The organism is Sphingomonas sp. Ell38C01 (genome assembly GCF_055231975.1).
This window is the reverse complement of the sequence record NZ_JBUYVA010000001.1, coordinates 3,081,472-3,094,392: the sequence shown is the minus strand read 5'-3', so window position 1 is coordinate 3,094,392 and position 12,921 is coordinate 3,081,472. Positions and strand designations below refer to the sequence as shown.

Below are 12,921 nucleotides of genomic sequence, written 5' to 3'. Positions count from 1 at the left end.
CTCTTCCGGGGTCTTTTCCTACGCCGAGCGGCGGACCACCAGCCTTGGCGGGAGGAGCATCACGCCGGTGGGCTTGTCCGCGATGCGGTCGATCAGCGTGTCGACCAGCGCTTCGCCTGCGCGGCGATAATCCTGCGCGATCGTGGTGAGCGGGGGATGGCTGAGGCTGGCGGCGGGGATGTCGTCGAAGCCGACGATCGCGACGTCCTCGGGCACGCGCAGCCCGGCTTCGTCGAGCGCGCGGATCGCGCCGATCGCGATCATGTCCGATGCGGCGAAGATCGCGTCGAAGGGCCCGCGGGCGAGCAGGTCGCGGGTCGCGTCGTAGCCCGAGGCCTCGATCGACTGCGCGTCGACCTGGAGTGCTGAGTCGAAGGCGAGCCCGGCCTGCTCCATCGCATCGACGAGGCCGCGGTGGCGCATCAGGAATTCGGGGCGGCCGCTCGACGCCTCGCCGAGGAACGCGATGCGGCGGCGACCCTGCTCCAGCAAGTGGCGGCCCGCGGCGCGGCCGCCCTCGCGATTGTCGCAGCCGATCGTCGCGCCGAGCCCCTGCGGATCGACCGAGCCCCAGCGGACGAAATGCGTCCCCTGCCGCATCAGCTGTTCGAGCCGGGGCAGGTAATCCTCATAGTCGCCATAGCCGAGCAGGATGATCCCGTCCGCCTTGCGGCTGTCCTCGAAATCGACGTGCCAGTCCGCGGACAGCTGCTGGAACGAGGTGAGCAGGTCGTACCCACGCGCGGCGCAGCGCCGGAGGATCGAGCCGAGCATCGAGAGGAAGAAGGGGTTGATGTAGCTCTCGTCGGGCAGCGGATCCTCGAAGAACAGCAGCGCGAGCGTGTTCGACTGGCCGCGGCGCAGCGAGGAGGCGTTCTTGTCGACCTTGTAGTTCAGCTGGCGCGCGATCGCCTCGATCCGGAGGCGCGTCGCCTCGCTGACGGTGCGGTCGCCGCGCAGCGCACGACTGACGGTGGGTTGCGAGACGCCCGCCAGCGCGGCGATGTCGAACGACGTCGGCTTCTCGGTGGTCGACATGACCGCAGGCGTCCTCTTCCCCGCGCCGCCGTTGCAGGCGCGCCACACTCGCTACGCCGCTTGAAGGCGGGAGGGAAGGCAGGGGCGTGAATACGTATGCCGTCGGCTTGGCTTTGTGACTGCGCGGCCACAATGACGGTTCCGTTACAGGCCCAGCGCACGGGAGACGGCGTAAGGGCTTCTCAGGGGAGGGATTCATGACGGTATTTCCGCGTCTTCGCACGCAGCTTCTGATCGGCGCCAGCACGGTCTGCGCGATCGCCACGCCCGCCTTCGCGCAGGCGACCGACCCGGCCATCCAGCCGACCGCGAACCCCACCGCCAAGGCGCAGATCGACGCGACCGATGCCGGCACGGTGCCGACGCCCGCGCCCGACGCGACCGAGCAAGGGGCGGCCGCGGCGACCGATACCGCCGCCGCGCCCGCCGACGACGGCGAGATCGTCGTGACCGGCATTCGCGCCTCGCTCGCCTCGTCCGCCAGGATCAAGCGCAACGCAACGCTGATCGTCGATTCGGTGTCCGCCGAGGACATCGGCAAGCTGCCCGACGTCTCGATCGCCGACTCGCTGGCGCGCCTGCCCGGCGTGACCGCGCAACGTCTGGAAGGGCGCGACCAGCGCCTGTCGATCCGCGGGCTCGGCCCCGATTTCTCGACCACGTTGCTGAACGGGCGCGAACAGGTGACCGTCGGCGACAATCGCGGCGTGGAATACGACCAGTATCCGAGCGAGTTCTTCAAGAACGTCAACGTCTACAAGTCCGCGGACGCGTCGCTGGTGGCGGCGGGCATCTCGGGCACGGTTGACCTGCGCATGCTGCGCCCGCTCGACCAGAAGGAGCGCACGCTGGTCGTCTCCGCGCGCGGGCAGATGAACGGGATCACGTCGCTGAACCCCGACGTCTCGCGCTATGGCTACCGGGCGACGGGCACCTATGTCGACAAGTTCGCGAACGACACGCTGGGAATCGCGATCGGCGTGTCCGCGACCGAGGCGCCGTCGCAGAACGAACGCTACAACGCGTGGGGCTATGCGACAGACGCGGCGGGCAACCTGATCCTGGGCGGCGCGAAGCCGTACGTCCAGTCGAACACGCTGAAGCGCTATGGTGCGGTCGGCACGATCGAGTTCGAGCCCAACGCGACGTTCCATTCGACCTTCGATGTGCTGTATTCGCATTTCGAGGAGAACCAGACGCTGCGCGGGATCGAGTTCCCGCTGGGCTTCAACGTCGCGCCGACCTCCGCCACGATCGTCAACGGCTTCGCGACGCGCGCGGTGTTCACGCCCGGCTACACGGTGCAGCGCAACGACACCAACCGGCGCAAGGCCGATACCTTCTCGCTGGGCTGGAACAACCAGATCAACTTCAGCGACACGCTACACCTGAACGTGGACGCGAGCTGGAGCCGGGCGAAGCGCAAGGACTTCCTGCTCGAAACCTATTCGGGCACCGGCTATAACGGCACCGGACGCAAGGACACGCTGACCGTCACGCAACAGGGCAACGGCACCTTCTCGATCGTGCCGACGCTCAACTATGCCGACACCAGCGTGTTCAAGCTGACCGATCCGGGCGGCTGGGGCTATAACGGCACCACTGCGGTCGTGCAGGCGGGCTTCCTCAACCAGCCCGATTTCGTCGACGACCTGAAGTCGCTGCGCGCGAATCTCGGCGGCGAGTTCGCGAATGCGGGCGTGCTGCGGGGCTGGGAAGTCGGCGGCAACTTCAGCCGCCGCCGCAAGACCAGCGCGTTCACCTCCTATTTCCTGTGCCCCAAGGGCGCGGGGACGAACTGCACCGTCTCCAGCGGCACGCCGACGTCGGCGGCGGTGCCGTCCGCGGCGATCCTCGATAGCCAAGTGAGCCTCGCCTATCTGGGCGTGCCGCAGATGCTGACGCTCGATCCGCTGTATCTCTACGAGAACACGCTGAACGCGGTGTACGACAACCGGCCGGTGTCGCTGGTGCGCGACAACCGCATCACCGAGAACGTGGCGACGGGCTATGCCAAGCTCAACATCGACGGCCTGGTCGGCGGCAAGGCGCTGAAGGGCGCGATCGGGGCGCAGGTGGTCCACACCGTGCAGGATTCGCGCGGCTCGGTTTCCAGCTTCACCGCGGCGAACGGCGTGATCGTGCTGCCGGCGGCGGGCAAGACGACCTATACCGACTTTCTCCCGAGCGCGACGATGTCGGTCGAGCTGTTGCCGTCGACCTTCGTGAAGCTGGGCGCATCGACCACGATGGTGCGCCCGCGGCTCGATCAGGAGCGGATCAACCAGGAGCTGCAGCTGAGCCCGCAGAATGTCGGCATCGGCGGGGGGCCGCAGTTCAGCCCGTTCAAGATCGTCGGCGGCAACATCACCCTGAAGCCGTACCGCTCGCGCAATGTCGACCTGTCGATCGAGAAGTATTTCGACGGCGGCGGCTACATCTCGCTGGCGGGCTATTACAAGGCGCTGAGCCGCTATGTCGACAGCGGCAACAGCGTGGCGTTCGACTTCAGCCAGTATCTGTCGCAATTCTCGGCCGCGGACCAGGCGCGGATCCGCGCGACGAACGGGCAGGTCGGTCTGGCGCAGCAGCCGTCGAACCGCGGCAAGGGCTATCTGGTCGGGCTGGAGGCGACCGCGTCGCTGCCGTTCAAGACGTTCACGTCCGCGCTCGACGGGTTCGGCGCGTTCGTCAGCGGATCGTACACCGAGAGCCAGATCAAGCTGGGAAGCAACCCCACGCAGGCGATCACGTTGCCCGGCGCGTCGACCTATGTCGCGAACGGCACGCTCTATTTCGAGAAATGGGGCTTCCAGGCGCGCGGCAGCTATCGCTATCGCTCGTCGTTCCTCGCCGAGGTCGCCGGGCTGTCGGCAAACCCCGACTACCGGACCGCGAAGGCGGAAGGGATCCTGGATGCGCAGATCGGGTATGAGTTCCAGGACGGGCCGCTTCGGGGGCTCGCGATCCTGGCGCAGGGCAAGAACCTGACCGACCGGCCGTTCGTGACGTACCAGAACAACGACGTGCGGCAGGTGATCGACTACCAGCGTTACGGGCGCGACTATTATGTCGGCGTGACGTACAAGTTCTGATCGATCGGCCCCCGCCGGGTTCCTGCCCGGCGGGGGCGACCAAGTGCCGAGTCCGGGAGCCGCGGGAATGGATCCGATCCGTATCGTGATCGCAGGGGGCGGGACTGCGGGCTGGATGACCGCGGCCGCGTTTGCGCACATCTTGGGCCGGCACGCGCGCATCCACCTCGTCGAGTCCGACGCGATCGGGACGATTGGGGTGGGCGAGGCGACGATCCCGCAGATCCGGCTGTTCAACCAGGCGCTGGGCATCGACGAGCGCGCGTTCATGACGGCCACGCAGGCGACGTTCAAGCTGGCGATCGAGTTCGTCGGCTGGGGACGTGTGGGCGATCGCTACATGCACGCCTTCGGCGATGTCGGGCGGCCGTCGGGGGTGCTGCCGTTCCACCAGCTGTGGCTGCGTGGAACGCGCGACGGCGTGGCGCGCGAGGTCGGGCGCTATGCGCTCAACCATGGTGCGGCGGTCGCGAACCGGATGCAGACGGGCGCGGCACGGACCGCGGCGGTGCTGCCCGAGATGCCCTATGCCTATCATTTCGATGCGGGGCTGTACGCCGCGTTCCTGCGCGACTTCGCGGAGGCGCGCGGGGTCGTGCGGTCGGAGGGGCGGATCGTCGAGGTCGAGCGCGGCGGGGACGGCGACGTTGCGGCGCTGCGCATCGAGGCCGGCACGCGGGTGGCGGGCGACCTGTTCATCGACTGCACCGGGTTTCGCGGGCTGCTGATCGAGGAGACGCTGGGCGCGGGCTATGAGGACTGGACGCACCTGTTGCCGTGCGACCGCGCGATCGCGGTGCCGTGCGCGCGGGGCGGGGCGTTCACGCCCTATACGCGCGCGACCGCGCACGGCGCGGGGTGGCAGTGGCGGATCCCGCTCCAGCACCGCACCGGCAACGGCATCGTCTATGCAAGCGACCACCTGAGCGAGGACGAGGCGACCGCGCGGCTGCTCGCCGGGCTCGACGCGCCCGCGCTGGCGGAGCCGCGTGCGATCCGGTTCACGACCGGCAGGCGCCGCGAGATGTGGCGGCGCAACGTGATCGCGGTGGGGCTGGCGAGCGGGTTCATGGAGCCGCTCGAATCGACCAGCATCCACCTGATCCAGACCGCGATCGAGCGAATCCTGAAGATGCTGCCCGGCAAGGCCGCGACGCAGGCGGATCGCGACGAATATAATCGGCAGGGCGACGTGGAATATGCGCGGATCCGCGACTTCCTCGTGCTGCATTATCACGCGAACGATCGCGACGAGCCGTTCTGGCGCAAGCGCCGCGCGGCGCCGCTGCCCGAGGAGCTGGCGCACAAGCTGGCCTTATGGCGCGGCAGCGGGCAGATCGTGCGCGGGGAGGGCGACCTGTTCAGCGAGGTGGCGTGGTTCCAGGTCCTGACGGGGCAGGGCGTGAGCGCGGCAGGCGGGCATCCGCTGGCCGACGCGCTGCCGCGCGATCATGTGGCGGAGTATCTCGACATCATCGACAAGCTCAACGCGCGCGAGGTCGCGCAGATGGCATCGCATGCGGACTTCGTGGCGCGGCATTGCGATGCGCGGGTGGCGGCGTGACGCGCTGGCTGCTTCTGCTGCTGGCGACTCCGGTCGCGGCTCAGGATTATCGCCAGCGGTTGCCGCAGGACGAAGTGATCTATTTCGTGCTGCCCGACCGGTTCGAGAATGGCGACACGGCGAACGATCGCGGCGGGCTGACGGGCGACCGGCTCGTGACCGGGTTCGATCCGACGGCCAAGGGCTTCTATCATGGCGGGGACCTGAAGGGGCTGACGAAGCGGCTCGACTATATCCAGGCGCTGGGCGCGACCGCGATCTGGGTGGGGCCGATCTTCCGCAACAATGCGGTGCAGGGCGCGCCCGGGCAGGAGAGCGCGGGCTATCACGGCTACTGGATCACCGACTTCACGCATGTCGACCCGCATCTGGGGACCGACGCGGACTTCAAGGCGCTGGTCGATGCGGCGCATGCGCGCGGCATGAAGGTCTATATGGACATCATCGCCAACCACACCGCCGACGTGATCCAGTACCGCGAATGTGTCGGCAAGCCCGAATGCCCGTATCGCAGCATCGCGGACTATCCGTTCCAGCGGCGCGGCGGGGTGGGCGGCAAGGCGATCAATCCGGGGTTCGCAGGGGAGGGCGTGCGGACCGCGGCCAACTTCGCGAAGCTGGTCGATCCGTCCTACGCCTATACACCCTACGTTCCGGCCGCGGAGAAGTCCGTGAAGGTGCCGGCATGGCTCAACGACGTGCGGCTCTATCATAATCGCGGCGACACGACCTATCGCAACGAAAGCTCGACCTATGGCGATTTCGTCGGGCTCGACGATCTGGATACCGAGAATCCGCGCGTGGTGGCGGGGATGATCGCCATCTTCGGCGGGTGGATCGACCGGTTCGGGGTCGACGGGTTCCGCATCGACACCGCGCGGCACGTGAACCCGGAATTCTGGCAGGCGTTCGTGCCCGCGATGCTGGCGCGCGCGGCGGCGAAGGGGATCCCGAACTTCCACATCTTCGGCGAGGTGTCGGACCATGACGTGCGTCCGGCGGTGCTGGCGGAACACACGATCGTCGATCGGTTGCCCGCGGTGCTCGACTTCTCGTTCCGGCAGGCGGTGATCGAGACGGTGGCGGGGACGCGCGGGACCGATGCGTTCGAGGCGCTGTTCGCGGGCGACGTGCTGTACGCGAAGGGCTTCGACACCGCGGTGACGCTGCCGACCTTCACCGGCAACCATGACGACGGGCGGTTCGCCACCTTCGTGCGCAAGGCGTTTCCGCGGGCAGACGATGCGGAGGTGCTGGCGCGGACGATGCTGGCGAACGCGATGCTGCTGACGCTGCGCGGGGTGCCGACGATCTATTCGGGCGACGAACAAGGCTTCGTCGGCGACGGCGGCGATCAGGATGCGCGTGAGGACCTGTTCGCGAGCAAGGTCGCGACGTACAACGACAACCGCCTGCTCGGCACGACGACGACGACCGCGATGCCGCATTTCGGGCGCGACAACCCGCTATACGTGCAGACCGCGATGCTGGCGAAGCTGCGCCTCGCGACCCCGGCGCTGACGCGCGGGCGGCAGGTGCTGCGCGCGCGCGAGGAGACGCCGGGGCTGCTCGCGATCTCGCGGTTCGATCCGGTGAGCGGCGCGGAGGTGCTGCTCGCGTTCAACACGTCGGCGCGCGCGATCACGCGGCAAGTGCAGGTGGAGACCGGATCTACCGCGTTTCGTGCGCTCGCCGGACGGTGCGCGCCGCGCGCCTCGGCCCCCGGCAGCGTCGCGATCACGCTGCCCCCCTTCGGCTATGCGGTGTGCGCCGCGGAGACAAACCGGTGAGTATCACGTCGAACGAACGCCCGTGGTGGAAGGGCGCGACCGTCTACCAGATCTATCCGCGCAGTTTCGCGGATTCGAATGGCGACGGGGTGGGCGACCTGCCCGGTATCACCGCGCATCTGGATCATGTCGCCGGGCTGGGCGTCGACGCGGTGTGGATCTCGCCGTTCTTCAAGAGCCCGCAGGCCGATTTCGGTTACGACGTGTCCGACTATCGCGACATCGATCCGCAATACGGCACGCTGGCGGATTTCGACGCACTGATCGCGCGCGCGCATGCGCTGGGGCTGCGCGTGCTGGTCGACATGGTGTGGGCGCATACCTCGGACCAGCATCCGTGGTTCGTCGAGAGCCGCGCCAGCCGCGACAACCCCAAGGCCGACTGGTATGTCTGGAAGGACGCCAAGCCCGAAGGCTCGCCGCCCAACAACTGGCAGTCGGTGTTCGGCGGGCCGGCCTGGACGTGGGACGCGCGGCGCGGCCAATATTACATGCACAATTTCCTGAAGGAGCAGCCGCAGCTCGACGGGCACAATCCGGCGGTGCAGGACGAACTGATCGCGATCACACGCTACTGGCTCGATCGCGGGGTCGACGGGTTCCGCGTCGATGCGATCAACTTCCTGATGTACGACCCCGCCTTCACCGACAATCCGCCTGCGCCCGACGACGGCACGCCGCGGACGCGGCCGTTCGACTTCCAGCTCCATGCGTACAACCAGAGCCACGCGGACATTCCGGTGTTCCTCGAAAAGGTGCGCGGCGCGTTCGACGCCTATGGCGACCGGTTCACCGTCGCCGAGGTGGGCGGGGCGGACAGCGACCGCGAGATGAAGCTGTTCACCGCCGACGACCGGCGGCTGAACAGCGCATACGGGTTCGACTTCCTCTATGCGCCCGCGCTGACGCCGCAGGTGGTGCGGGACGCGCTGGCGAACTGGCCCGATGCGCCGGGGGTGGGCTGGCCGAGCTGGGCGTTCGAGAACCACGATGCGCCGCGCGCGATCTCGCGCTGGGCACCCGAGGGGCATGAGGACGCGTTCGCGCGGATGAAGATGCTGCTGCTGGCGTCGCTCCGCGGCAACATCTTCCTCTATTATGGCGAGGAGCTGGGGCTGACGCAGGTCGATATCGCGTTCGAGGACCTGCGCGATCCCGAGGCGATCGCGAACTGGCCGCGCACGCTGTCGCGCGACGGGGCGCGGACGCCGATGCCCTGGGCGGCGGATGCGCCGGCGCTGGGATTCTCGAGCGCGAAGCCGTGGCTGCCGGTGGGGGCGGACCATGCCGCGCTGGCGGTCGACCGGCAGGCGGCGGACCCGGCGTCGCTGCTGGCGTTCACGAAGGCGGTGCTGGCGATGCGCAAGGCGAACCCCGCGCTGCTGGCGGGGACGCTGGCGTTCCGCGACGCGCCCGAAGGCCTGCTGGCGTTCGACCGCGAGGCCGAGGGCGAGCGGGTGTTCTGCGCGTTCAACATGACCGATGCGGCGGTGGCGTTTCCGGTGGCGGGCGAGATTCTGCTGTCGACCGGGGGCGTCGATGGTGGGGTGTTGCGCGCATTTGCCGCGGTGGTCGCGAGGATTTGAGAACGGTCTGCATCCATCCGTTCGTTTCGAGCGACGTCGAGAAACAGGCCACGAGCGCTACGCAGCGTCTCTCGACTTCGCTCGAAACGAACCGAGCAAGAACAGATCGAAATGACGCCATTTTCCGTTTCCAAGGAGTCGCTTTCCATGAAGACCATCACCCGCGGCGCGCTGTCGCTGCTCGCGCTCGTCGCCGCTACGCCGGCGCTGGCGGACCCCGTCGCGAAGGTCGCGTCGCCCGATGGGCGGACCGTCGTCAATGTCAGCCTCGATAATGACGGGCGGGCGCTCTATGCGATCGTCCGGGGCGGCAAGCCGCTGGTGAACGACAGCCGGCTGGGGTTCCTGTTCACCGACGCGCCCAAGATCGAGCGCGGGCTGACCTTCGTCGATGCGAAGCGCGACAGTGTCGACACGACGTGGCGCCAGCCGTTCGGCGAGTGGAGCACGATCCGCGACCGCCACAACGAGGTGACGGTGCGGTTTCGCGAGCGCGACCGGTTGAAGCGCGAGATGGCGGTGACGTTCCGCGTGTTCGACGACGGCGTGGGATTTCGCTACACGCTGCCCGACCAGCCCAACCTGCACCACGCCAACATCGCCGAGGAGCTGACGCAGTTCGCATTCGCCGAGCCCGGCACCGCGTGGTGGAAGCCCGCGTTCGAGTGGAACCGCGAAGAATATCTCTACAACAAGACCCCGCTCGATGCGGTGGGCACCGCGCAGACGGTGATGACGATCAAGCTGGCGTCGGGCACGCACGTCGCGGTGCACGAGGCGGCGCTGATCGACTATTCGGCGATGAACCTCGCGCGGGTCGAGGGGAATACGCTGAAGGCGGTGCTGACGCCGGGTTCGGGCGCGCCCAAGGTCAGCCGCGATGCGGGATTCTCGACGCCGTGGCGGACGCTGGCGATCGCGGACGATGCGGCGGGCTTGTACGCGGCGAGCCGGATGGAGCTGAACCTGAACGAGCCCAACACGCTGGGCGACGTCAGCTGGATCAGGCCGGGCAAGTTCGCGGGTGTGTGGTGGAACATGATAAAGGGCGAATGGAGCTGGGCGACCGGGCCCAAGCACGGCGCCACCACCGCGAACGTGCGCAAATATATCGACTTCGCCGCGGCCAACAACATCCAGGGCGTGCTGGTCGAGGGGTGGAACGTCGGCTGGGACGGCGACTGGTTCGGCAACGGCAACGCGATGAAGTTCGACACGCCGACGCCCGATTTCGACGCGGCGGCACTGGCGGCCTATGCCAAGTCGAAGGGCGTGTACCTGATCGGGCATCACGAAACCGGGGGCTCGGCGAGCCATTACGACGCGCAGCTCGACCGCGCGTTCAAGTTCGCTGCCGACCACGGCGAGCCGGTGGTGAAGACCGGCTATGTCACCGATGCGGGACAGATCGAGCGCGTCGACGCCGATGGGTCTCATCACCGCGAATGGCATGAGGGGCAGTGGATGGTGAACCACTATCTGCGCGTCGTGCAGGCGGCGGCGAAGTACAGGGTCGGGATCGACAGCCACGAGCCGGTCAAGGACACCGGGCTGCGGCGGACCTGGCCGAACTGGCTGGCGCGCGAGGGCGGGCGCGGGATGGAGTATAACAGCTGGCCGGGGAAGAACCCGCCGAACCACGAGGCGAACCTGGTGTTCACCCAGATGCTGGGCGGGCCGATGGACTTCACGCCGGGCGTGCTGAGCCTGACCGGCAGCGAAGGCAGTGCGATCCAGTCGACGATCGCCAAGCAGCTGGCGCTGTACGTCGTGCTCTATTCGCCGGTGGTGATGGCGGCGGACACGCCCGAGAATTACGCGAAGTATCCGGGGCCCATGCAGTTCATCCGCGACGTGCCGACCGACTGGTCCGACACGCGCGTGCTGAACGGCGAGGTGGGCGATTATGTGACGGTGGTGCGCAAGGATAAGCGGGGCGACGACTGGTTCCTGGGCGCGGTGGGCGACGAGGAGGCACGGTCTTCGGTCGTCACGCTCGACTTCCTCGACGCTGGCAAGACGTACACTGCGCAGGTCTATCGCGACGGCCCGGGGGCGGATTACCGGACGGATGCGCGGCACGCGATCACGATCGAGACCAAACAGGTGAAGAAGGGCGACACCCTGACGATCGCGCTGGCGCCGGGTGGCGGCGAGGCGATCCGGTTCGTCGCGCCGAAGGGGCGTGGGCGGCGGTGACCGTCGTGACGCCGTCCGTGCCGGGTCCTTCACGCAAGCGCCAGGGTTTCGCAGGGCTGTGGAACATCAGCTTCGGGTTCTTCGGGATCCAGATCGGGTTCGCGTTGCAGAACGCGAATGCCAGTCGGATCTTCCAGTCGCTGGGGACGCCGCTCGAATCGCTCGGGCTGATGTGGATCGCGGCGCCGCTGACGGGGCTGCTCGTCCAGCCGCTGGTGGGGCATTATAGCGACCGGACGTGGGGGCGACTGGGGCGGCGGCGGCCGTATTTCCTCGTCGGCGCGATCCTGTCGACGCTGGCGCTGTTCGTGATGCCGAATGCGCCCGCGATCTGGATCGCGGCGATCACCTTGTGGCTGCTCGACGCGTCGCTCAACATCTCGATGGAGCCGTTCCGCGCGTTCGTCGGCGACATGCTCGACAAGCCGCAGCGCCCGGCGGGCTATGCGTTCCAGACCGCGTTCATCGGCGCGGGCGCGGTGGTGGCGAGCCTTGCGCCCTGGGTGCTGGAGCATCGGTTCGGGGTGTCGAACGTCGCCGCGCCGGGAGAGGTGCCCGCGGCGGTGCGCTATGGCTTCTACCTCGGCGGGGCCGCGCTGCTCGGCGCGGTGGCGTGGACGGTGCTGACGACGCGTGAATATGCGCCCGACGAGATGGCGTCGTTCGAGGCGGAGGACGCGGACGCCCCGCACGAGGCTCCGCCGGCACCCGCCGGGGGCGGCGTCGCGTGGATCGCGGGGGGCGTCGCGCTGGCGGCGCTGATCTGGCTGGCGGAACGCGTGGCGTGGCTGGCATCGGCGCAGGAGGCGTATCTGGTCGCGGCAGGTGTCGCGGCGTTCGGTGTCGCGAAACTGGTGTCGCGCGCACTGGTCGCGCGCGGGCATGGCGACAACGTCCTGAGCCATATCGTCGGCGACCTTGCGACGATGCCCGCAACGATGAAGCGGCTGGCGCTGGTGCAGGTGTTCACCTGGGGCGCGCTCATCATCATGTGGGTGTATACCACGCCCGTCGTCGCCAGCCATGTGTACGGGACGATCGATCCGGCGTCGGCCGCGTATAACGACGCGGCGAGCTGGGTGGGCGTGCTGTTCGCGATCTATTCGGGTGTGGCGGCGCTCGGCGCGTTCGCGTTGCCGGTGCTGGCGCGCGCGATCGGCGCGGCGAGGACGCATGTCGTGGGGCTGCTGTTCGGCGCGGCGGGGTTCGCCGGCGTGTTCGTGGTTCGCGACGCCCATGCGCTGATCGTGCCGTTCGTGGCGATCGGGGTGGCGTGGGCGTCGATCCTGACGATGCCGTACGTGATCCTTGCCGACGCGCTGCCGCAGCGGAAGCTGGGGGTGTACATGGGCATCTTCAACTTCTTCGTCGTGCTGCCGCAGCTGATCGTCGCGACGATCATGGGCGGGGTGCTGAAGGCCTGGTTCCCGACCGAGCCGGTGTGGACGATGCTGATCGCGGCCGGGGTGATGGCGGCGGCGGCGGTGGCGATGCTGCGGGTGGAGGCGACGCGGTGACGCGCTGATCGGTTCGCCCCAGCTCGGTTCGCGCCGAGCTTGTCGAAGCCTGTCCTGAGCGACTGCCGCAGGCGGGCAGTCGAAGGGTGCCGTCCTTTGTATCAGCGGTCGAAAGAAGAGCAGTGTTCCGAC

The 12,921-nt window shown here is 68.1% G+C and carries 7 protein-coding genes; 6 read left to right on the top strand and 1 reads right to left on the bottom strand.

The annotated features are described in order from the left end of the window. Nucleotides 1-18: 18 nt before the first annotated feature. Nucleotides 19-1,038, bottom strand: coding sequence for a LacI family DNA-binding transcriptional regulator (locus ACV7NO_RS14670; RefSeq protein ID WP_463406703.1), 1,020 nt, complete (start codon nt 1,036-1,038; stop codon nt 19-21). A gap of 197 nt (nt 1,039-1,235) precedes the next feature. On the opposite strand from ACV7NO_RS14670, the gene ACV7NO_RS14665 reads away from it, so the two are divergent. The 6 genes from ACV7NO_RS14665 (at nt 1,236) to ACV7NO_RS14640 (ending at nt 12,789) form a co-directional block, all read left to right on the top strand. After that, nucleotides 1,236-4,133 carry a TonB-dependent receptor gene (locus ACV7NO_RS14665; RefSeq protein ID WP_463406702.1) on the top strand — a complete coding sequence of 966 codons (2,898 nt, stop codon included), beginning with the start codon at nt 1,236-1,238 and terminating at the stop codon, nt 4,131-4,133. A gap of 67 nt (nt 4,134-4,200) precedes the next feature. Further along, nucleotides 4,201-5,697, top strand: coding sequence for a tryptophan halogenase family protein (locus ACV7NO_RS14660; RefSeq protein WP_463406701.1), 1,497 nt, complete (start codon nt 4,201-4,203; stop codon nt 5,695-5,697). Further along, nucleotides 5,694-7,487 (top strand): alpha-amylase family glycosyl hydrolase, encoded by a 1,794-nt coding sequence (locus tag ACV7NO_RS14655; protein ID WP_463406700.1) that lies wholly within the window; start codon nt 5,694-5,696, stop codon nt 7,485-7,487. The genes ACV7NO_RS14660 and ACV7NO_RS14655 overlap by 4 nt, the downstream gene beginning before the upstream one ends. A gap of 2 nt (nt 7,488-7,489) precedes the next feature. Continuing rightward, nucleotides 7,490-9,073 (top strand): alpha-amylase family glycosyl hydrolase, encoded by a 1,584-nt coding sequence (locus tag ACV7NO_RS14650; protein ID WP_463407366.1) that lies wholly within the window; start codon nt 7,490-7,492, stop codon nt 9,071-9,073. Nucleotides 9,074-9,220: 147 nt separating this feature from the next. Further along, nucleotides 9,221-11,272, top strand: a complete 2,052-nt coding sequence (locus ACV7NO_RS14645; RefSeq protein WP_463406699.1) for a glycoside hydrolase family 97 protein — start codon at nt 9,221-9,223, stop codon at nt 11,270-11,272. Nucleotides 11,273-11,289: 17 nt separating this feature from the next. Next, a complete protein-coding gene (locus ACV7NO_RS14640; protein WP_463406698.1) occupies nt 11,290-12,789 on the top strand; it encodes an MFS transporter in 1,500 nt (499 codons plus the stop codon). Nucleotides 12,790-12,921: the final 132 nt, after the last annotated feature.